This window comes from Mesorhizobium sp. W016, from assembly GCF_054719485.1.
Genome location: NZ_JBTTIF010000002.1, coordinates 4415594 through 4434855 on the forward strand (window position 1 = coordinate 4415594; position 19262 = coordinate 4434855).

General features: G+C 56.6%; 24 protein-coding genes. 5 read left to right on the plus strand and 19 right to left on the minus strand.

Features of this window, described 5'->3' with window-relative positions; all coding sequences use genetic code 11:
* Position 1: 1 nt before the first annotated feature.
* The 4 genes from ACYG9V_RS21980 to ACYG9V_RS21995 form a co-directional block, all read right to left on the minus strand.
* Positions 2-184 (minus strand): hypothetical protein, encoded by a 183-nt coding sequence (locus ACYG9V_RS21980; protein ID WP_352497770.1) that lies wholly within the window; start codon positions 182-184, stop codon positions 2-4.
* A gap of 53 nt (positions 185-237) precedes the next feature.
* On the minus strand, positions 238-1203 hold the full coding sequence (locus tag ACYG9V_RS21985; RefSeq protein WP_352497771.1) for a DUF2971 domain-containing protein: 966 nt from the start codon (positions 1201-1203) through the stop codon (positions 238-240).
* 254 nt (positions 1204-1457) lie between these two features.
* The gene (locus ACYG9V_RS21990) at positions 1458-2285 is read right to left on the minus strand and encodes a DUF7946 domain-containing protein (RefSeq protein WP_155929728.1); all 828 of its coding nucleotides are present in this window, start codon (positions 2283-2285) and stop codon (positions 1458-1460) included.
* A 189-nt stretch (positions 2286-2474) separates the two neighbouring features.
* Positions 2475-2732 (minus strand): hypothetical protein, encoded by a 258-nt coding sequence (locus ACYG9V_RS21995; protein ID WP_023816223.1) that lies wholly within the window; start codon positions 2730-2732, stop codon positions 2475-2477.
* Between the two features lie 518 nt (positions 2733-3250).
* On the opposite strand from ACYG9V_RS21995, the gene ACYG9V_RS22000 reads away from it, so the two are divergent.
* A complete protein-coding gene (locus ACYG9V_RS22000; RefSeq protein WP_352497772.1) occupies positions 3251-4990 on the plus strand; it encodes a DNA methyltransferase in 1740 nt (579 codons plus the stop codon).
* 452 nt (positions 4991-5442) lie between these two features.
* On the opposite strand, the gene ACYG9V_RS22005 is transcribed toward ACYG9V_RS22000, so the two are convergent.
* Positions 5443-5667: a hypothetical protein gene (locus tag ACYG9V_RS22005; RefSeq protein WP_352497773.1), complete on the minus strand. Its 225-nt coding sequence runs from the start codon at positions 5665-5667 to the stop codon at positions 5443-5445.
* Between the two features lie 313 nt (positions 5668-5980).
* Between ACYG9V_RS22005 and ACYG9V_RS22010 the strand changes: the two genes are divergently transcribed.
* On the plus strand, positions 5981-6265 hold the full coding sequence (locus ACYG9V_RS22010) for a hypothetical protein (RefSeq protein WP_352497774.1): 285 nt from the start codon (positions 5981-5983) through the stop codon (positions 6263-6265).
* A gap of 54 nt (positions 6266-6319) precedes the next feature.
* On the opposite strand, the gene ACYG9V_RS22015 is transcribed toward ACYG9V_RS22010, so the two are convergent.
* Both ACYG9V_RS22015 and ACYG9V_RS22020 read right to left on the minus strand, forming a co-directional pair.
* On the minus strand, positions 6320-6931 hold the full coding sequence (locus ACYG9V_RS22015; protein ID WP_352497775.1) for a class I SAM-dependent methyltransferase: 612 nt from the start codon (positions 6929-6931) through the stop codon (positions 6320-6322).
* Positions 6932-8774: 1843 nt separating this feature from the next.
* A complete protein-coding gene (locus ACYG9V_RS22020) occupies positions 8775-9356 on the minus strand; it encodes a hypothetical protein (RefSeq protein ID WP_352497776.1) in 582 nt (193 codons plus the stop codon).
* Between the two features lie 529 nt (positions 9357-9885).
* On the opposite strand from ACYG9V_RS22020, the gene ACYG9V_RS22025 reads away from it, so the two are divergent.
* Together ACYG9V_RS22025 and ACYG9V_RS22030 are read left to right on the plus strand one after the other, a co-directional pair.
* Positions 9886-10131 (plus strand): hypothetical protein, encoded by a 246-nt coding sequence (locus ACYG9V_RS22025; protein ID WP_352763705.1) that lies wholly within the window; start codon positions 9886-9888, stop codon positions 10129-10131.
* A 304-nt stretch (positions 10132-10435) separates the two neighbouring features.
* Positions 10436-10675, plus strand: a complete 240-nt coding sequence (locus ACYG9V_RS22030; protein ID WP_460222013.1) for a sunset domain-containing protein — start codon at positions 10436-10438, stop codon at positions 10673-10675.
* Between the two features lie 1011 nt (positions 10676-11686).
* Here ACYG9V_RS22030 and ACYG9V_RS22035 read toward each other — a convergent pair.
* The 10 genes from ACYG9V_RS22035 to ACYG9V_RS22080 form a co-directional block, all read right to left on the minus strand.
* A complete protein-coding gene (locus tag ACYG9V_RS22035) occupies positions 11687-12007 on the minus strand; it encodes a hypothetical protein (protein ID WP_352497778.1) in 321 nt (106 codons plus the stop codon).
* Between the two features lie 102 nt (positions 12008-12109).
* Entirely contained in the window at positions 12110-12421 is a 312-nt protein-coding gene (locus tag ACYG9V_RS22040) for a hypothetical protein (RefSeq protein WP_352497779.1), read from the minus strand.
* 204 nt (positions 12422-12625) lie between these two features.
* Positions 12626-12832 (minus strand): hypothetical protein, encoded by a 207-nt coding sequence (locus tag ACYG9V_RS22045; protein WP_352497780.1) that lies wholly within the window; start codon positions 12830-12832, stop codon positions 12626-12628.
* The gene (locus ACYG9V_RS22050) at positions 12829-13539 is read right to left on the minus strand and encodes a hypothetical protein (RefSeq protein ID WP_352497781.1); all 711 of its coding nucleotides are present in this window, start codon (positions 13537-13539) and stop codon (positions 12829-12831) included. The genes ACYG9V_RS22045 and ACYG9V_RS22050 overlap by 4 nt, the downstream gene beginning before the upstream one ends.
* Positions 13540-13604: 65 nt before the next feature.
* Positions 13605-13805 (minus strand): hypothetical protein, encoded by a 201-nt coding sequence (locus ACYG9V_RS22055; RefSeq protein ID WP_352763701.1) that lies wholly within the window; start codon positions 13803-13805, stop codon positions 13605-13607.
* Entirely contained in the window at positions 13802-14977 is a 1176-nt protein-coding gene (locus tag ACYG9V_RS22060) for a bifunctional DNA primase/polymerase (protein WP_352763699.1), read from the minus strand. Before ACYG9V_RS22060 ends, ACYG9V_RS22055 begins: the two co-directional genes overlap by 4 nt.
* Positions 14961-15161 (minus strand): hypothetical protein, encoded by a 201-nt coding sequence (locus ACYG9V_RS22065; RefSeq protein WP_352497784.1) that lies wholly within the window; start codon positions 15159-15161, stop codon positions 14961-14963. Before ACYG9V_RS22065 ends, ACYG9V_RS22060 begins: the two co-directional genes overlap by 17 nt.
* Positions 15162-15428 carry a hypothetical protein gene (locus tag ACYG9V_RS22070; RefSeq protein ID WP_352497785.1) on the minus strand — a complete coding sequence of 89 codons (267 nt, stop codon included), beginning with the start codon at positions 15426-15428 and terminating at the stop codon, positions 15162-15164.
* A gap of 224 nt (positions 15429-15652) precedes the next feature.
* A complete protein-coding gene (locus tag ACYG9V_RS22075; protein ID WP_352497786.1) occupies positions 15653-17032 on the minus strand; it encodes an integrase in 1380 nt (459 codons plus the stop codon).
* A 338-nt stretch (positions 17033-17370) separates the two neighbouring features.
* Positions 17371-18039, minus strand: a complete 669-nt coding sequence (locus tag ACYG9V_RS22080; RefSeq protein ID WP_023688243.1) for a DUF2161 domain-containing phosphodiesterase — start codon at positions 18037-18039, stop codon at positions 17371-17373.
* Between the two features lie 159 nt (positions 18040-18198).
* Between ACYG9V_RS22080 and ACYG9V_RS22085 the strand changes: the two genes are divergently transcribed.
* Positions 18199-18339: a hypothetical protein gene (locus tag ACYG9V_RS22085; RefSeq protein ID WP_352763696.1), complete on the plus strand. Its 141-nt coding sequence runs from the start codon at positions 18199-18201 to the stop codon at positions 18337-18339.
* A gap of 34 nt (positions 18340-18373) precedes the next feature.
* Here the strand turns inward: ACYG9V_RS22085 and ACYG9V_RS22090 are convergent, their stop codons facing one another.
* Together ACYG9V_RS22090 and ACYG9V_RS22095 are read right to left on the minus strand one after the other, a co-directional pair.
* Entirely contained in the window at positions 18374-18649 is a 276-nt protein-coding gene (locus ACYG9V_RS22090; RefSeq protein ID WP_023691124.1) for a DUF6074 family protein, read from the minus strand.
* 146 nt (positions 18650-18795) lie between these two features.
* A complete protein-coding gene (locus ACYG9V_RS22095) occupies positions 18796-19092 on the minus strand; it encodes a DUF982 domain-containing protein (RefSeq protein ID WP_023688240.1) in 297 nt (98 codons plus the stop codon).
* Between the last annotated feature and the right edge of the window lie 170 nt (positions 19093-19262).

Genomic DNA, 19262 nt, shown 5'->3' on the forward strand with positions numbered 1-19262 from the left:
CCTATTTTGAGTTTGCTGCTCCAAGGCGAAGCGTCACGTCATTGTGCCATCCTTCCGGATGGTCAATGGTTGCCAGTAGGACGCCGCCATCAGGCGTTTTGGCGACAGTCGATCGATCATCACCTTGAACGACAGATTCCGGAAACCGCCTCCTGATCTGGCGCACAGCGTCGATAAATGTCATTCGTTCGGTCCCTTCAATTGGTGACTGCCAAAAGCGCCGCTCAAAATACTAGTTTAGGTCCTCAATGGCACGTTCGAAATTACGACTTTTTGCAGCGGGTCCGGAACACTTTCCTTTTGCAAAAAATGTACGAACTCGCGTTGAAGACTAGCCGCATCAGGGCCAGGTCCAATTATTATTCGAACCAAAAGGTCCGGAAGTGTCGCGCCGAAGAATCCCTCATCGGGGTAATCCCTCATTGGTATCTTGAATATCCGTTGAGGCGCACCGCTGATGACCTTCGTATCCTCAACCATTCGTTCCGAAGGTTCAAAGGTTGGCTGGTAGACGACCCGCCACTCTCGCTCCTCATAGAATGAAGGGTGCTTGGTGCATATAATCGCGTATCTGAATGCCGCGAAAAGGTGGTTGAAAACGCGGTCTCTGCCTTTCCCCCTTAAGAAATCCAGATTGCCGATTATGTTCGCGACCATCTTGCTGAACTCGTTGTTAAAATCGTCCTGATCCAGGTATGCCACCGGGCTGGAATAAGCTCCCACGGCATCGGAGGGCCTCAAGAGCGGTCCACCGTTTATCACGAACGCAATGGGTGAACTTCCTTTCCCGTAGGCCCTCCACATTGAAAGCCTTCCAATTTTGTCTTCCTTTGGCAGTTTCTCCGTTAGACAGGCGATATATGTCTCTTGCTGCCAATGGTCGATCCAGGACGAGAAAATGCGTTCAAACTCTTCTGTGAACCCAGGCCATTCAGCGTTCAACGCCTCTCTCAAATCCTTCCCTCTATCCCCATTGTAGGCGCCTACAAGAAGTGCCGTTCCGTAGCGGATTTCTGAGAGGTCATTCATCCATGTGGTATTCCTAAGCCAGACCTCTTTGTTCTGGATCATGGACAGGCCAGCATTGCCGTCGCAGTAATGGACAAATTCCTGCCCGCATTCGATCGCCGCTATCGTCTTTTCACTCGCATAAGGGAAGAAAATCATCGCTTCTCGAATTGCGTCCGGGTCGAGTCCTATCATTTCTCGCCTCCTAGAATGCCGGCCCGAATCGCGCCGGCCTTTTGAGATGGTCGAATCAAATCAGATAAATCTCTCGGCGTCCGCACGGCGCTTCAATCAGAGACAATGCGGGATCTTGCTGACGCACTATGGGGCTGCGCCTGACATGGCAGCGTTGCTCGAAATCGTTGAGAACCCGCCCGTTCGCATCCTTCAACGTTGAATCGCTGAGAACCCGTTGAACAGAGTCAGATTGCTCGTCCGAGAAATAGGGCTTATGGCCGCTTGTAGGCCCTTTTGATCAAGAGACGTTTTATCCGGCCATCGTTGGCAAGCACCTCGGTTGCCACGATATCAACCATGCTGGGGACGTTGTTGACGTAGGAATCTAAGCTATGGCTCAAGGCGGCATAAGTGCCTTGATCCAACCCCTTCTCAACGAAGAACGGGACCGTCTTCCCCACTTCAGGAAGATATAGCCGTCCGTTTCCAGAATTGGCGTTGAATGCTCCAATGCTGACTGTCTTGGTCAGCTCCTCGCCGAACAAGTCAGCATTCACATATGCCTTAGTCAGATGATCTAGGGTGACTAACGGAGTGTAACCCTTGCGGATCACAAGCGTTTCAGCGCCTTCGCCTATCACCGCGTGAGCTCGCTTCATCGAAGGTTCTATTTTGTCCACGAGAGCTTCTCGATCGCCAGACGGCAAACCGTTGAGCCAACGCTCTTCCTTCGTTGTAACGCGGTTTATGATGCCGCATACTTCCTTGACACTGGTCACTATTAGCGAGTTCGCCATCTGGCCGATCGTCCCGACAGCATAAGAGCCAAGGATAGTCGTCATCCAGAGGTTATTTGGCTCCGTGGCAACCACCCATAGATCGGTGATAAAACTGCCCTGCCGTGCGGGAGATATAAAAACTCGAACCTTTGGCGAGAGTTCCCCTCTTGTGCGGATTGCACCAGTGGCGACGTAATGTGCGAGCAACGAAACTGACCAGGACACCCCTTCTAAAGAAGAAGACCCCTCATGCGCCGGCAAGCGATTGTTGTCGGCATCTCCACCCTCAAAAATCAACTTGTACCGTAGTTCCAAAGACATCCGCAGCCCCCCAATGTCGCCTTATGCCACATCGACCTGCGGAGTGTCACAGGAAAAGTAGGGAACGCCAGAAGCCGGTGAGCCCTTCGATTCTCGGGCAGTAACGATCAGCGCGGTGTCGCCCGAAGTTTGTCGGCGAGCTCGCGGATCGACAATATCCACACGGCCATATCTGAGCGCAGACAGCAATTAACAGAGATCGGGAAACCGCGCCGCGTCCTTAAGGCACGTAGCCCTCGCAGATTGGCAGAAAGACGCTGCCGGATCGTATCCTGACTGTTTGCAGAGTAGGATCGTCCGTTCCAGCACGATGTGATCAAACTCATCCTTTTTAGCCTGCTTTTCAGATACCGAACTTCGGTAGGCACCTGACGCTGATGTCCAGACGAACTCGGCGACGAAAATTGCGGCCGCGAGGCCAACTAATGCGAAAACGAGATTTTTCATGTGGTCTCCCCTTTGACCAGATCGGGGAGTTGAGAAGCCTTCAGGTGGAAGGCCGCATACGCCTTTAGGCTTTCGCCCTGGACATACACGTATGCCTCCCCGACCTTGGTCGGAGAGTGCGGATATCGGCAGCACTGGTGCCGCCACCTGACGGGGTTCTCACGCCCTGAGCGTTCGCTCAATAGCGTTATAGAGGTCGTTGACGCCTCTGCCAATGGCAAGGCGATAGCTGCCTTTTGGTGCGTTGTTCGAACTGGCGAGCCGCAAGGTTCAGCCTAAAGCTCACAAGGTTTACCATCCTTGTGACAATCCAGCTTTCGCGCCAAAGAACAATTCTGCAAATACCAGTTGGCTTTGTTGCAAGAGCCGGTCTGATCTGGCGCGTGCTGCGGGGCGGATGAGCGAAAGCCGCGCTGCAGGGGGAGTGGAGCGGGGTGGCGCTCCAGCAATAGTCGATGCACTCCAACTTCTCAAATATTTAACGATCGTGTGCAAATCTGTTGCCGGGGACGCAAGCTATGAATGAGCTTCACTTCGGCGATAATCTTGACGTGCTGCGAGGTATGTCAGCAGAGTCAATTGATTTGATCTACCTGGATCCACCTTTCAATTCCAACGCAAATTATAATGTTCTTTATGGAACGAAGCGGGGCGGTCCTTCCCAAGCTCAGTCCCATGCGTTCGAAGACACATGGAAATGGGGACGCGATGCGCAGCGCGCAATTGATGAGACAGCCGAGAGACATCTTGAAGCGGGGTCTCTCCTAGACGCGTTCCAAAAGGTTTTTGGAAACAGCAACATGATGGCGTATCTGGCCATGATGACCGTGCGATTGATCGAGATGCGTCGCGTGCTGAATTCGACGGGTTCGCTATATTTGCACTGTGACCCGACAGCGAGCCACTATTTGAAATTGATTCTAGATGCGATTTTTGGACCAGACCGATTCCAGAACGAGATTATCTGGAAGAGACACAGCGCGCACAACAGCGCAAAACGCTACGGACCGGTTCACGATGTGCTGTTTTTCTATAGCAAAAGCGGCCTCTTTACGTGGACGAACCCTCGCACCGACTATGCCGAGGACTACCTCGATAAATACTATAAATATCAGGACGGGGATGGCCGCTTGTATTGGCGCAATAGCCTGACCGCCGCCGGCACGCGCCAAGGCTCGTCTGGTCAAGCATGGCGCGGGTATGACCCGGCCGCCAAGGGTGCGCATTGGAAGTTTACGACCGAGAATCTTGAGGCTCTTGACGCTGCGAGCAAACTCTATTGGCCGCCCGGTGGCGGCTGGCCGCAGATCAAGAGATATCGCGATGAGTTGAAGGGGTTGGCCGTCAGCGACATTTGGGATGACATTGATAAGATCAACCCTGCCGGCAATGAACGTCTGGGCTACTCGACACAAAAGCCGCTAGCGCTGCTGGAGCGCATTATTCTGGCTTCCTCCAATAAAGGCGACGTTGTTTTGGATCCGTTTTGTGGGTGTGGGACCGCGATCGAGGCCTCAGAGACGTTAGGAAGAAAATGGATTGGAATAGATGTTACCTATTTAGCAATTCACGTCATCGAAGGTCGGCTCGTTAAATCATTCGGCGCTAGGATCAAAGACAGGTACAAAATCTTTGGACGACCAAGGGATGCAAATGACGCGAGAGCGCTGGCCGGTCGAGATTGGTTGGAGTTTCAGAAGTGGGCCGTTTTCTCACTCGGCGGCATTCCTAAGGATCGCCCCGGTGCAGACGGTGGGATTGACGGAATCATCCGGTATCACCGTGTCGGGATTGAGCAGCCAAATCGAGCTGTTGTCTCCGTGAAGGGTGGGTTGCATGTCGGCGTCGATGCAATTCATAAGCTTAAGTCTGTCGTGCAGCGCGAAGGCGCAGAGATTGGCGTTCTGGTATGTCTTGATCCTCCAACTCCGGCGATGGTGAAGGAAGCCGCTTCGGAACGAGATGTCGGTCCCGCTTCTAAACGGGTTGCAAAGTTGCAAATTCTTACCGTTGACATGCTCTTTCGAACCAATCCTGTTGATTTGCCCGGCATGATCGACATGCCTGAGGCTGGACGCCAATCAGTATCTGCAGCGCCGAAGAAATCGCGCAAAAGGGCTGAAGGGCAGACAGAAATGTTGTTCCCGATTGATGGCAAGCAAGCTAGCGAGCCATCTAGCCGATTATCAAAGAACCGCCCGATCAGAGCTGTTGAGGTCGAGGTGACCCGCTCGGACAACAGAAAGGCGAAGGCCTAACTGCCCCCAAGACCTCCGCCACTCGTTGACCTATGCCGGGGCGATCCCGGCGCACTCCAGACCAATTGCCCGCCGGCGATGCTGGCGGGCTTTTTGCGTGAGCCGGGAACATTCCCGCTCCGAGGCTGTTCGGTCGCACCCGGCTCGTTCTTCAGCGATTCCTGCCGGTGACCAAGATGTCCTCTCCACTCGTCATGGTCGGCCCGCGCAGCCTCGGAAGCAGGCGCGGGCCATTCCTGCACAAGCCCGCTAACCCCCGTCGGCGGGCTTTTCATCGTTCCACGTCACTGCTGTGTTGTCGGTGCGCTACCGCTTCTTTGAATGCGCGTGCTGCTGCATCGCAAGCGACACGTGAGGAGCCGTTCACGGACAGGATGATTTCGGCTGCCTTCACGGTCAAACCGTGTTTCTCGGCGAACTCTGCGGCTGTGTACGCGCGTTGGGCTTTTTCACTACTCCGCATTTCTGACTCGATATGCCGCTTCCGCCTCGTGTAAGCTCTGGCGGGTCCGTTGCAGAGTGTGGTGCATGCTCGCCAAAAGGCTAATGGCGTCGATCGTTGGACTGCCTTCGTGATTCAGCAAACCAACGACTATATCTTGCTTGGAAACGATGCTCTGGTTGTGAGCGAGTTGGCCCATCAAATAAATGAGCCGGATTTCTGCCGGTGTCGGCATGGGCCTTCTCCCTGGTCGGGCGAAAGCCTGATGATCGCTCCCAAGCGCCTCGTGCCTGTTTGTTTTTGGTTTTTCGAGGCGACCGCAACAGTGTGCGCTCGTTAGCAGGCAATGGCAACCGGCCAGGGCAATTGCAGCATCGATGGTGGCCGCCGGCCGCCCTGACCGAACTTGCGGGCCAATTCCTCCTAGGTTGACGACGGACTATCGGTAGCAATTTTTACAATTTTCAATTTGGCTGGAAACCCTTTCTACCCGCCAGCGTTGAATTAGCACGGCTGCATTCAAGCAGTTTGTCCTAGGAGGAATTTCGATGAATTCCAAAATGATCATTCTCGGCGCGACATTTGCCCTTATGACCGGATCGGCCTTTGCCGGCAGTTCCACTGGCACGTCTGCGCTCGACGATCCTGCAAAAATGTCTCCTTTCTTCACGGACAGCAGCATGAAGACCATGAAGTCTGAGGCCGAAGCGAAAACCGCTTGGTCGGCTATGTCTCAGGAGGACAAGGACGCGGTGATGAAGGACTGCGCTGACGCAGATATTGCGAAGGCCCATGAAAATTTCTGCAAAGCTGCGATGATGATGGGAAAATAGGCCAGTGAGCCCGCTGGCCTTGGTCGGCGGGTTTTTTGCATCTGGCGCCGAAACTTATCTTCGCATGCCTGTCACAACGAGCCATGCGGTTTCCGTGCTCGGTCTCCGCACTTCAGGGTCGCTGAACCCTGCATCTCGCAAGGCAGCAATGACCTCATCCGGCTCGCGAGGTGTAAAAATATCGGCCGGCATGTTCATCCGATCCATATGCGCCTTCGGGAGGAAGCCCAGCACGACGCGACCGCCTGGTTTGAGGACGCGAGCGAGCTCTGCGGATCCAGCTCTAAGGCTTTGCCAGAAGTACACTGTGTGGACGCTGAGAGCCTTGTCGAATGTGCTATCCGGCAAGGGCAAGTCCTCGACTAGCCCGACTCGGAACTCGGCTCGTCCGGCGCGCACTGCATCGGCGAACCGGCGGCAGGCAGCGTTCACGACATCCTGCGAGCGATCCACACCGCAAACGAATGCTGCCCCACGGAGAAGTTGCGGCAGTAAAACTGCGCCGCCGAAACCGACCTCCACGGCACGATCTTCCGGGACCAGTCGCAATTCATTGAGAGCGTAGCCATTGAGCCGAGCATTCCCCCGGTTCATGCCAGCCCGGACCAGCCAGCCGCCGATTCCGGTCGGCCAGGACAGTTGTTTCGCTATAAACCGTGGCGCCATCCGATCCCACCTGTTCATAAGGCGCTCGTCGGTGGCAACTCGCGCAGACCGGATCAGCCGCCTGTATTGCACCTCATTATCCGACGAGAATCCCGAGCTTATCAAGTCGTGCTTGGATTGGCGCCAATTCTCCCGATGACGCCTATCGGTTCCGCCTTTCGAAGGCTGAAGACAGCAACGGTCGGCCCGTGCTTTCCTTCCTGGGGTGCGGGCCGCGTCGCCTAGCCTTTGCGCGAGCCGGTGATGATGGACGCGAATTTGTTGCTGCTGCGGGCCACACCTACCATTTGGCGGAGCTCTTCGCATAGCTCTCTCGCGTCTTGGCGCGAACTCTCGCAGCGATAGCGCAGGATTGTAGCCTGCTCAGTCAAGGTGTCCCGAATGTCGTTCAATTCGGCCAGCTTCCGTTCGATTGGAGTCATCCAGGCACCATGCGCCTAGAAGCGGCCGCGCGCAAACGCTGGTTCGATAGCCGATGCCCAGTTGGGTTGTGCTGCGCTCTTAGGCGTCGAATTCCAGCGGCTGGTGCTCGGGACGGTCTCCCCGTTGCGCGCAGTGTGGCGCGCATAGAAATGCTCCTTCTCCCAGTCAGGGTCATGTGGCTTGCCGGAAATGGGCGGTCCGAGGTCGGCCATTCTGGTCATGCCCGACCGAACCCGCCGCAGCGGCAAAGAGTTTCCGGAAAGGCGTGCCTGTTGTCCGATCGCCCGCTCGCATTTTCGTACCATCTATTCCCGACTTCCATTAGCATCCCTCATGGCAACTCTGCGGTACGGCGTAAGGCGGGAACCGGATGGGACATGGACGGTGTTCGACGTGTTCACCGGGCTGCCGGCTATTTTAGCGGGCCACCCATCTGTCGACCTTCCCGACATGGAGTATGCCGAAGAGCTGGCGGCCATCCTGAATGCCAACGACCTGTAGCAGAGGCTATCGGGAGGTTCCCCCGGAGGGCTCGCCTGACTGAGGTGGCATGACAAGATAGCCATTCGCCAGCCTTCGTACTGCCCATCCAAGATGGTTCGTCCGATCCGAAAGCATCTGTTTATTGAAATCCCAACTACCAAGGTCTTAAATCGGCTTGCCATTGCTGTTTGTAGGGAGGATGCGGTGGACAACGTGGTGCCAATCCGAAAGGCGTTGCCTCGCGTGGAAGTTGTCCGAGCCAGTGGCGAATGGGTCGTTCGCATCATTGAAACTGACCAGGAAATTACACGATCATTTGGCTGGAATCGTTCGCCCTGTCCTTCGCGAAAGGCCAGCGGATACGCCTGCATCTCGACACGGTTGTGCGGCTTTAGCTGACTTCGATCAGCGAGTTTTTTGTTTGAGGTGTGGAAGGGGGCGGCGATGAGGCTGTCGCATGGCAATGTGCCTCGCCATTGAGTAAAACTCGTATAACATTCTTTATTGCAGCGAGGGCTTCGGCCGGCTTATTAATGTGGCGTTTACCATTGCCTTTTTGGGAGGATGTGATGGTTACAACGCCCATAGATATCGCTCGCGCGGCCGCTGCGACTACGACGGCCACCTTGCTGAGGTGGCAGAAGTCCATGGCGGAACCCGGCACGTTTCGCCAGAACATGGATCAATCGCGCAGGGCGATCCAAGCCTCACGCGAACTGCTGAAGCGCCTTCGGTCAACGTCATCGCCACGACAATAGCGTCGCGGACGCGCGCCGGGCCGGCGCCGAAGGGCATGAAGCGGGCGGCGACGCAATGGGTTCAGCCCGGGCATCATCGGCCGTGTGAAGCATCTTCGCGGGGAGGAGGATTTGCGACATGCCTCGCTGCAAGATTTCAAGAGGCGGATTAAGCGCGGAGCCCGTCCGAGCAACCGCTTTCACCGTGAAGGGCTATTATCTGTCTTGGTGGCTAAAGTGCCGACTGTGGGGTTCGTTGAATTTCCGATGGGATACCACGCAGCCTCGGGCGGATGACGCATTCGAACCATTGCCTCGCATCTTTTTAGCAGCTTCACATTCGGCCGAGGATCGTCTTCTTTGGAAAGCTCACGGAACCGTGCCTCTGCAGCTTCAAAGTCGCTATTTGACTCCTTGTCGATGTCTCCGTGGCGACGAATTCTGCTCACTAAGATGATCATATTGGCGTAATTGTCAGAGTGGCCGACATACAACCGAGTAAGTCTTTCCACTCGCTTGTTTAATTGAATTATAGGTTTTGCCACGGCGAGCAAGGCCGAAATGGTCGCTAATGCGCCCCAAATCCACGGCCCAAATGGCTTCAATGACCAGATGGTTAAGGCAGAAATGCCGCTGCCTGTTGTACCTAGCGCAATTAAAATTTCCAGCACATCATTGAATCGTTGAGTTGTTGCTAACGATCGTCCGTAGTACTCTTTATTCAGCGCACTTCGGCAAAGGAGGTTGTATATTTCTGTAAGTGTGTCGACAGATATCGGCACTCTAATTCACTCTGCACGGCGGCGGGCAAAATCCCCAAGGGCGCTCTTCTATTAACGGCCGATTGTAGCTCGGAACATCATGAAAAGAGTTGTTACCGCCGAAGATCGGTAGTTGAGGCGATGGTGCAAGTTGATATTGTTGAGACTGTTGCGGCGGATTTGGGTATTGATATTGGGTAATGACCCGGCAAGGGGCGGGGCCAAAATCACCTGCACATATTGGCCCTTGCAGGGGATCGTTGTAGAGAAACTGGATATTTTGCGCGAACGATGACGAAGCTGAGGTCACAGCTGCAAAAAGCAACGCGGTCGAGCAAAAGCTGCTACGTGCGGTCCCCACAACTCATCCTCCTCCACCAGTGATCCTATCACGCTCCGGCTTTTCTGAGAACGATATCTTTCGGTGGGCGTTCACTCGCACCACCTGCCACCACTACTGTCTACTAGTTGTACCCCAGTCGGGACGGCTTTTGTCGCGGAGCTCGCGATTTAGCCTGAGCTCGGCCCGGGCAAGGCGACCCGGCACAACATGCTTGTGAAGGCAGAGTGCAACTGCGGCAATGTCCGCTACTGCCGGTCCGTAGACCTGATGATGGTCTATGGCGGCGGCGTCGATCCCTTGAAGCTCAAGTTCGACTGCAACCGGTGTAAGCCGCAGATCAAAATCACCTTGCTGGAGGTGCATCCCGAACACCTGCCTAAGCGGCTGATGATCCACAAGCCCATGAAGGTCGACGGCAAGATCGTCTGGCATACCGAACGTTTCCGGGGATAGGCGATGGCCGCTGCACTTGAGTATCATCAAGCCGTCTATATCCCCGCACTGCGACCACTGCCGGCAGACGCGCGTCCTGCATGACGTGCTGTTGCAGGGGTGCGGGACGTCACCGGGGAGGAAGTAACGTTCATCCAGTGGAACGGGACAGAGCCACCAAAAGCCGCCCATCTGGACTCCAAGCCCTAGGCGTCGCATTCTCCCATCGGGGAGTGAGGGGCGTGGGCAAACGTCGCTACTACGCGGACAATGAATACAACCGCCGAAGGTATGGCAGGCGCGATCGTTCGCGCGACGCGCCGTTATGGCTAAAGATCGGGGCCTTCGGTGCGGTTGTGGCTGGCCTGCTGCCTTTGAAATCGGTCCCCCTGCTGTTGGCTGCGGCATCAAGGGCAATATCAGCTACAACACTGGCGAGCGCATCTATCACGTTCCCGGGCAGGAACATTATTCCGAAACCCGCATCAGCCTTTCGAAGGGCGAGCGGTGGTTCTGTTCGGAAGATGCAGCGCGCGCCGCTGGGTGGCGGAAGGCTATGCGCTAGCGTCGGCTCTAGCCGTTCTCGCAGCCTATCCCGTCGCCGTCTCGGTCGAGATCATAGATATCCGTGCCTATGACAGTGACCGGCCCGCGCACATATGCGGGGCCGTTGCCCTTTCCAGAGGAACAATCGACATCACTCGCAATCGGAACACAGGCCCCTGAGTAGTTTGGGTCGCAGGCTTCTTGGGCATGAGCGCAGCCCATGAAGGATGCCACGCAAAGAGCGATCGCGCCCCGTTTTGGGAACATGAACTTCGACCATACTTTCCATACAAAAGCGGGTGCCAGCGTCACCGAAAAGCTAGTACGAACGCCCAATCGGCTGTTACCATTCTGAGGCTACAGCTTCACAGCGCATGTCGGAAACCGACCTGCCTCCCGATCTGCCAGAGCTTTCGAGTTCTCGGCTTCGGACGCGCAGGCCCTTGCAAGCTTGACGCCGAATCCTTGGCCCTCCAGGCAGCGAACCATATATCGGTCTCTAAGGTCTTGGTTCACATCGTAGGTCGTCGTTGACCCCGGAATGTTTACCGCCCCGATGGTGTTGCAGGAGACGACTGTTCCGATCGTATTGCATTGCACTGTCCCGGGGTTGTTGTAGCCAGGATGGTAATCGGTTGCCATCGACTGCGGTATTTCTCTGAGCGACGCAATCTGACACTGGTCCTTAGCAGTCTGAGTTGCGTTTAGATCAACGCCCGGTTTGTAGACGATGTAAGCCGGCGCCGTCTGGCACCCCGCAACAGCAAGGATCACGATTATATAGCGCTTGCGCATAACATTATTCCCCGGATGGGCACTGAACGGCAAAAGCCACACCCCTGCAAGAGGCGCTTTACGATTTCTGCGAATACAAAATGGGCCGGCGTTGCGGTGGGAGGTTTCCTGATCAGCGGCGGCCGGACGGCAAATCAGGGCCACCGCAGTTCGAGCGGCAGCTGATTCTTCATCCTACTCCGTCGGCACATGTTTTTGTGGGCGAAGCTTCCTAGCCTTCGCCGAGAACACCATTTCAACGATCTTGAAAGACACCTTTTACGCCTTCGAGATCAGCAAGCGTTTGTTGCCTGGATGGCGAAACGTTCGATTTGGGAGCCGCAGCCTCCGCATTTCTACGCAGGAACGCTAGATGATCAACGGCCACGTTGAGCTTGTCGGCTATCTCACCGACGCAATACAGCACAGCTCCAGACAGGATACTCGACAGCCCCAGAGCCCAAAGTGGAGGAAAGATAGTTGGTGCAGCAACCTGCCTCGAGGCAAAAATCCCGACAACCAAGCAGATCGCACAGATAGCAACTGAGAGTATTCCAATTTTCGCCATGGCGATCATTTTCGCCAATCCCCCTGACGTCTCACCCATAGATGCCGCAACCATGGCGCCGCGCAAGTTTACAGCCGGAAAGAACTCCCCGAAGAGAAGGCGAGGAACGGCTTAGACGCCCAATTGCACGGCCATCTTTTGTGTGGCCGCCGTCGTCCGGTCAATGCCGCTGGCGATCGACAGGAGATGCCGCTGCGGCGAAAGAAAATCGGAGTCGCCGCAATCGGCGACAGCGCGCTTGAATAGGGCTCGCATGGCGATGAGGCGCGACCTCGCCGTCACCAGATCACAGACCAGCATCGCATCTGTTGCCGTAACTTGATTTGAGACGGCTTTTCGGACCGCGATAAGCTTCGCGAATTCGGCCTTTTCGGCGCGGGTCAGCCAGCGAGGTGGTGGAAAATCAGGGGTTTTGTCGGTCATGGCGTCCATCGAAATTGTGGATCGGGGCCCGGGATCGGAAAATAAATGGTCTAGGAAATAAAACCTATGTATGACTCTTCGTCCGGTCTACATTCGTCTTCGGCTTCTGACATTTTATCGCCCCCGGGCGCCGCCACGCTGGCGCCACAGCGCGGCGGCAGTGGGCCTGAGAGGAAGGGGAAACGCCCAGGCCAACGACAGTTTTCAATGAATTGGGTAACGCTTCTTGATCCCTTCAATCGAACGCTGGAACCAGGTCTCCATCTGCCGTCGATAGGTGGCGAGACGTACGCTGATTTCGCGTTCGTTGATGTCCTGCTTCTTGAGGGTGGCTTCGTAGTCGACAAGAACTTTATCGCGAACCTTGCCAAGCGCCTCAGTGGCGAATGCAACTGCCTGCGACGGGGTCATAACTTCACCTTGGTGGCGCGGGCCTTCGCAACGCCCCGCTTGGCATCGTTTTGCGGGCCGGTCGCAAGTTCGAGCAAACGAACGCGGTTTGCCAGTGACTTGGTCTCTTTTTCGACGGTTGCCTTGATCACATCGGCGACGTCTTGCAAGAATTCGGGATCATCGATGTGAGCAGAACCAACGTTGTTCTCAGCCTTGGTCAAAGCTCTTGCCAGTCTGAGGACGGCATCAAGGTCTTGGCGATTGAGATGACTCGTCAATGCGTTCACGATTAAGCCTCCGGTAGGACGAGGCTTGAACGTAGCAGACCGTAGATCGGTGACCTGGAACGCGTTCCGCGACCGCTCGCGGTGACAGTTGGCGAACAGGTCGGATGGCAACCCCACAAGTGTCCTGATACCGACTGTGTCTAGATCTAAGGGCAATTTACCATGGCCGCTCACGAACCTGATTACAGCTTTCACGATGCGAGATGCGATCTCGCCAATTTCCTTCGGATCCTCGGAGTCCCATTCAGGCAATACGCCAGCAGTCAGGAATGCATCTCGGGCCTCTCCGACTTTGAGGGTCAGGGGGAATACGGCCTCGCCTCTTTCCTGTCGCGCTTTCCATTCCTCTTTCCGCTGCTTCGCGGTCTTGGCGGTGGAGACCTTGGATTTATCCGGCGCCGCCGATTTCGTATTTTTCCCAGTCTTTTTCGTGCTCATTTTTCATTTCCGTTCCGCTCCTTTTGTTTTGTTGATTTTTGGGTTTTTGATTTTTCGGTCTTGGCTTATCGGTTGGCGCCTCCATTGCCATGGCGGCGCAGGCTTTCAACATTTCCGCCGGCCGGCGATTTAATTATGGGATTTTCGAATTTGCCGCTGTAAAGCTCGCCCCGAATTTTCGCGGCAAGCCTCGGAAATATGGAAATGATTTTCGCGGTCGGCCTATTTTCCGCCCAGGCGAAGAGGTCGAGTTGACGGGATTTCATGCCGCATCTCCTATCGTCCCGGATAGGGATTCAATATAATCATTACACTCTCCCTCCTCAGTTAGCCGGTACAGGATCATCATCCCTTTCTTGCCCGCCCGTGCCAGCAAGCCTTCCTCGATCAGGATGTCCCTCGCCCTGATCACACTGTTCCGGCCCAGCGGGATCAGCCTAGCCCTGGCCATGGCATCGGGGACAATGCCGAATAGCTTCCCAGGGATGTGGCCATGATTGCTTTGCAACACGGAAAAGAGGGAAAAGGCTTCACAGCCATGATCCCACCGGTGAAGTCGCTCCATAATTTTACGACGGATTAACATGACCGAATTCCGCCCTTCCCAAAGGTTTCCGGTGATCTTGTATTTCCAGACCGACCTCGCGATTTTCTTGACTTCGGAATCTGGAAAATCGGAGGGCATTTCCAAAATGATTGTGCGCAATGCCAGAAGGTCGGCCAGCAGATCATCATAGGTTTCGATATAGCGAGCGTATTCCAGCGCCTTGTTGAACAGCGTCTTGTTGCGCTTCCCAACAGGAATTTTACCGGTCCCGGTCCCAGTCCCGGCCTCGTGACGCTCGGCGCCGCGTTGATCCACAAATGACGGCAGTGCGGCGATAGATATAAGCCGTTTGACCGGGGCGTATTTGACCCCATCGACGCGTATCGATTCCGGACCGACGACATATTCGTTTCCACCCGCTTTGAAATCGATCCTGATACCGGGGAGTTCAACCGAAGGAAGCGGCTTGCCTGTATATTGGAAAAAGTAGTGCCGGCCCCGCCTGGTTTTGGTCTGGACCGGAGAGAGGCCGAAGTGCTTGCGCACATAATCGGTTGACTCGGGAGTGTCGGTGTCGACATCGACAACCAGCATGCCATCAAGCCTAATACCGAAGGCTTTGGATTTGCTTGCAAGCATTCTGTTTTGGACACTGAGCAAGGGCGCCCGTGCGCGATCCTTGAAGGTAAAGGTCGCCGCTTTCCCGTCTTCACCGCCGAGCGGCAAAAGGGAAAATCCGGCTCGATAAAGCCGGACCATTTCGGCCAGAGTCTCCGCGGGGATTGCATCGAGATCGCCTTCTGAATAAGATTCCTGCGATCCAGCATTTTCCTGAAATGACTTCGCCGACCGGGATTGCGCCCCTGGTCGGCGGTTATTTGCTGCCGCCATGCCCCGCCCCCTTGGCCTGCTCGGCGCGGATCTCTGCGGCGCGGCGGATGGCGTAGATGGCGACGACATTCTCGACGCCAAGCCGGCGACAGATGCTTGGCACCAGCGGTCGGTCGAAGGAATGAAAGTTCTTGGCCACAAGATCGGCAACGCGCTCGACCAATTCGAAATCGACGCGGGGCATTTACTCGCCCTCCTCTAGATCGACGTCTTTCGGATCGACCCTCGGAAGCGCGTCAAGGAACGCTTGGTAATCGCTGTCCGTCACGATTGTCCTGGAGCCTTGCTTGCGGACTACCAAGCGGCCGGCGGCAACCTCGTGATAAAACGCGGTCCTCTTTATTGGATGGATTTTCAGGAATTCCAGAACCGAATAGGCCGGCTTCCGAAAAACGGGAGCGACCTGTTCAAGATCAATCTTGACATTCGGGATTTGATTTCTCGTCTTCACCACCAACCTCCAAAAGAGGTGGCGGAAAACGAACACCCGCAACCCCTAAAACAAACTGTTTTTGGTTGCGGGCTATGCCCTGAAGGCGATTCACCGGGTGCTCCTGTTTCGACCCGGCAGCGAACTCCGAAGGCTCGCCTGTGTCAGTTTCCAATATGGGTTGATGGATTTACTGTCAACGATGCGCGTACACCAGCGAACAACTCGACGGCGGCTTCGACGCGTCACCGCGCGGCGGGAAGCCGCACCACATTCGAGTCTCCTTCCTGAGGAAGCGGCCGCACAATCGCCGCTCTGGTCATGTCTTCAAGGCCGTCCGAAATCCAGGCGCTGTAGTGTTTTTCGATCATCACAATGCTCGTGTTGTGATTGGCGGCGACAAGACGAATAGGCAGGTTTTCCCTTATGCATTTTACGATGCTGCTATGCCTCAAGCCGTAGGGAATGGTTCCCGGCAGCCCTGCCCTTTCCACAATCAATTTCCAAGGCCGCGCGAATTCGGCTGAGGCCGTCCAAGGGCCACGCTCGGACTTCTCCCAGCGTATCGCACCGGGAACCTGCCGGCTCCGCCAGCGCTCCAATAGTATGGCGTCTGGATCTCGTGCGGTGGTCGCGGGCAGAAGCATGCTGATGATATCGGCGTCCACAGGGAACAGAGTTGCGCCGGCGTGTCCCCCGCGCCCCTTACGGCTTGCGGGTATCAGTATGCGCGGCTTTGGGAGAGCCTGGCAGTCCCTTACCCTTATGCGGACAACCTGCGAAAATCTTGCACCGGTTCTAGCCAACACCACGATCAGCCTGAACAGGTCCCCATCCCACCCATCCTCTGCATCTATCTGCTTCGCAGCTATGATCAGTCGATCAACTTCAGCATCACTGAGGATCTGATTTTCGCGTGCCACCGGTTCGGCTTGGTCGTCATCGGCGTTGGGCGTCGCAAGGCCGCCTTTGATGACTGCCGGGACTGTTGCGGGCAACCGCTTCTTGTTCAAGGTGTAACCGCGATTCAAACCCGCCTTGAGGTCATTGACGAGCCGCCGCACGGTTGTTCCTTTCAGACTGCGCGGCAAGCCGTCGCGCCATCCAAAAAGATCGTCCTCACTCAGTTCGTGGAATTCAATCTTCGATATCGCGGCAGCCGGGATGGCATCTTGTTTGCCACGTCCATCTTGGCCGAGAAGATACCGTCGAAGGCGTTGGCCGGCATCAGAGCGCATCTGTCGACCGACCCGGTTCAAAAGCCTTTGGTCTCGGCCGGAGACATATTGCTCTACAATGTCCCCAACGGTCAGTACGGGGCCCGCCGCTATGACCTTTTCTCTGGTCCGTTCCTTTTCTACCAGTGTGCGTGCAGCACTATCGGCCGCCTTATAATCCAGTGTTCCCTTAGTGATGATGTCATCAGCCGCTCCAAGGGGCGCCTGTTTATATCCTTTGCCGACTCGCCACCGGACAAGCCACACACCTGCCCGTTTCCCAGCCCGTTTTCCCTTGCGATATCCAAGGTGCGTGTCCGGATCGATGGCGCGCCAGTGAACACCCAGCTCGAGGATTTTTCTCGCCTCCCTCGTAGTGAACAGAGAACTCGCCACCGTCTTCGACATGTCGCCCCCGCTTGCCAAACCGTCAAATATACGTCAAATATACATGGGCGAATGCCAACGAACAAGCGCGAACAGAAATCCAGCAAGATATTGATATTTATGGACACCAGCGAACAGGGGCGAACAACTTTCGTGTATTATATCGTCCCTTTCACGGCGGTAACAGGGGTTCGATTCCCCTTGGGCGTACCAGATCTTTCAGGAAAACAGGAAGCCTCGCGGCAGCCGCCGAACCAGCAGCGGCTGGAAGGGTGGCGCGGCGCATCGGTTGAAACGGCGAACAGCGGCTGCCGTGCCGAGGTTTCCCTCGGCGCCTGCTCGCGGCAATCTCCGGCCACTCACCCTTGGTCGTGCGCTACCTGCGGCCAGCGCTGTAACGCCGCGTGGCCACCCTCGGTCAGCGCGTAGACGCCGCGCTCGGCCCTGGCGAACCAGCCATAGACATTGTCCAATAGGATGCTGGCCGCGCGCGGCGAAATCGCTTTCAGATCGCGCGGGCGTTTCGGCCCGTCGGTCATGGCTGCGGCGCAGGCCAGCGCATCCTGCCGGTAGGCCGTCATGATCGGGGCTCGCGAGCCACCGCCGACCACCGGATCGCCGCGCCGGCGCCGGTGTTCCTCCATCAGCCGCGAGCGCCGCTTTGGATCGCGACGCGGCGGCAGAGCGGCCGGGCTGAGCAGCAATTCGACCTCCCCCTTGCCGCTGACAGCCAGAAGCCCGAAGCCGAGCCGCCGGCACAGCGCGCGAAAACGGCGGTCGTGCTCGCGGCCTTTGCCACGCGCCGACATGCGCGCGGCCAGCCACACTTCGTCGCATGCCGCCGCGCGATCGACACCTTGCAGCACCAGTTCGAGGTTGAACTGCAATTTCAGTTCGCAGATGACCAGCACAGGCGGCTCGCCGTCGCGCACCGCCACGATATCGCAGTGGCCGACTTCGCCCTTCACCGTGAACTCCAGGCTCTCGAGAAACCGCTTCACCGGGATGTAGAGAGACGTTTCCTGCATCGCGCAGGCATAGCCGATTCGGATCGGGTCGGCACAGGGATCGCCGAGAGGCCGACGCCTTGCGCTAAACCGCGTCGATCCCACCATCTGCAAAAGCCATCCGTCAGGCAGGTTCTCCGGCGTGATGGTCCCGCCATAGCGCTCGACGATTCCTTGGCGATGACCGACGTCGCCAGGGCCGAGCGCGACCAGTATTTCATCGCCTGTCTCGCGTTCAACAAGGCGCTCGCCGTGGCTGGGACGGCACGATCGACAGCGCAAGGCCCGAGATCGTCGACGCCAAGACCGGTCCACGGTTAGCCACAGTGAGCGCGTGTCGGTGCTCTGTACGAAGCTAGAGGCGGGTGCGCGTCCGGCGCTGCCCTGGTGCGGCATCGTCCGCCTTGAAATGCATCTCGTCCTGGACCGCGGCAAAAAACCGGCGGACATCGTTGGCCGCCGAAGCCGCATCGCAGCCGGCCGCGACCGCCTTGTCGAGGAGTTCGCGCGCCGTGGCCTTCCAGAACGACGTGGCCGTGTCGCCGTGCAGTCTGCCCAGCCTTGCGGCGACCTCGCGCACCAGCACGGTCTGCCGATCTAGCGGGAAGGTACGCACATTGGCTGAAGACATGTTCTGCACCATGAAACCGACGCAACGAATCAGACGCTGCTCTATGGCTCATGCCTAGCTGTGAAGTCGGAAACGGAACCTTAACGCCGAGGAGTCCGCGCCGATTGGAACGAGTCGGTTGGCCGGCCTCCAGGCCAAGCAGAACTCTAGACCCTCAGGCCCCTCGCCTCGCCGGCGCGCTTGGCCGTAACCATCATGTCCCTGGCCAGCAGGCCACTGACCCGGCAAAACGCCATGAAGGCGCGCCATGCGTCCTCAGTCCTGACCACATCCACCGTGGCCCCGAAACAGGCGTTGAACGCCGCTTCATAGACCTTGCCCTGTCGCTTCTTTGGCCAGTCATGCAGGATATCCAGCGCCTGTTCGACGCTGTATATTTCCTCTACCGGCAGCCCGGGCGCGGGCGCGATGCGCACCGGCACCTCGAATTGCAATCTGTCCATTCTATATCTCCCGAACTGGCATCGACCACAGCAACGCCGTTCGTCGTCAAAAGTTGCTTTGGCTGCTTTTGCGCGAAAATGTGTCGTCAGTGCGATCTCGGCATCCGGAGGAGATCGCGCACCTGGATGTCATCTGAGCGGCCGCGCAAGCCAGGAATATCGCCAGTATC

Bases quoted from the DNA above. Each gene is read 5' to 3' on its own strand.
- ACYG9V_RS22055 (WP_352763701.1), bottom strand. From the start codon at position 13,805: ATGAAATCCCGTCAACTCGACCTCTTCGCCTGGGCGGAAAATAGGCCG.
- ACYG9V_RS21985 (WP_352497771.1), bottom strand. From the start codon at position 1,203: ATGATAGGACTCGACCCGGACGCAATTCGAGAAGCGATGATTTTCTTC.
- ACYG9V_RS22005 (WP_352497773.1), bottom strand. From the start codon at position 5,667: ATGCCGACACCGGCAGAAATCCGGCTCATTTATTTGATGGGCCAACTC.
- ACYG9V_RS22060 (WP_352763699.1), bottom strand. From the start codon at position 14,977: ATGGCGGCAGCAAATAACCGCCGACCAGGGGCGCAATCCCGGTCGGCG.
- ACYG9V_RS22025 (WP_352763705.1), top strand. From the start codon at position 9,886: ATGCTTGTGAAGGCAGAGTGCAACTGCGGCAATGTCCGCTACTGCCGG.
- ACYG9V_RS21995 (WP_023816223.1), bottom strand. From the start codon at position 2,732: ATGAAAAATCTCGTTTTCGCATTAGTTGGCCTCGCGGCCGCAATTTTC.
- ACYG9V_RS22010 (WP_352497774.1), top strand. From the start codon at position 5,981: ATGAATTCCAAAATGATCATTCTCGGCGCGACATTTGCCCTTATGACC.
- ACYG9V_RS22085 (WP_352763696.1), top strand. From the start codon at position 18,199: ATGACCGACGTCGCCAGGGCCGAGCGCGACCAGTATTTCATCGCCTGT.
- ACYG9V_RS21990 (WP_155929728.1), bottom strand. From the start codon at position 2,285: ATGTCTTTGGAACTACGGTACAAGTTGATTTTTGAGGGTGGAGATGCC.
- ACYG9V_RS22030 (WP_460222013.1), top strand. From the start codon at position 10,436: ATGGCTAAAGATCGGGGCCTTCGGTGCGGTTGTGGCTGGCCTGCTGCC.
- ACYG9V_RS22095 (WP_023688240.1), bottom strand. From the start codon at position 19,092: ATGGACAGATTGCAATTCGAGGTGCCGGTGCGCATCGCGCCCGCGCCC.
- ACYG9V_RS22000 (WP_352497772.1), top strand. From the start codon at position 3,251: ATGAATGAGCTTCACTTCGGCGATAATCTTGACGTGCTGCGAGGTATG.
- ACYG9V_RS22050 (WP_352497781.1), bottom strand. From the start codon at position 13,539: ATGAGCACGAAAAAGACTGGGAAAAATACGAAATCGGCGGCGCCGGAT.
- ACYG9V_RS22035 (WP_352497778.1), bottom strand. From the start codon at position 12,007: ATGATCGCCATGGCGAAAATTGGAATACTCTCAGTTGCTATCTGTGCG.
- ACYG9V_RS22040 (WP_352497779.1), bottom strand. From the start codon at position 12,421: ATGACCGACAAAACCCCTGATTTTCCACCACCTCGCTGGCTGACCCGC.
- ACYG9V_RS22065 (WP_352497784.1), bottom strand. From the start codon at position 15,161: ATGCCCCGCGTCGATTTCGAATTGGTCGAGCGCGTTGCCGATCTTGTG.
- ACYG9V_RS22075 (WP_352497786.1), bottom strand. From the start codon at position 17,032: ATGTCGAAGACGGTGGCGAGTTCTCTGTTCACTACGAGGGAGGCGAGA.
- ACYG9V_RS22080 (WP_023688243.1), bottom strand. From the start codon at position 18,039: ATGCAGGAAACGTCTCTCTACATCCCGGTGAAGCGGTTTCTCGAGAGC.
- ACYG9V_RS22045 (WP_352497780.1), bottom strand. From the start codon at position 12,832: ATGACCCCGTCGCAGGCAGTTGCATTCGCCACTGAGGCGCTTGGCAAG.
- ACYG9V_RS22090 (WP_023691124.1), bottom strand. From the start codon at position 18,649: ATGTCTTCAGCCAATGTGCGTACCTTCCCGCTAGATCGGCAGACCGTG.
- ACYG9V_RS21980 (WP_352497770.1), bottom strand. From the start codon at position 184: ATGACATTTATCGACGCTGTGCGCCAGATCAGGAGGCGGTTTCCGGAA.
- ACYG9V_RS22015 (WP_352497775.1), bottom strand. From the start codon at position 6,931: ATGGCGCCACGGTTTATAGCGAAACAACTGTCCTGGCCGACCGGAATC.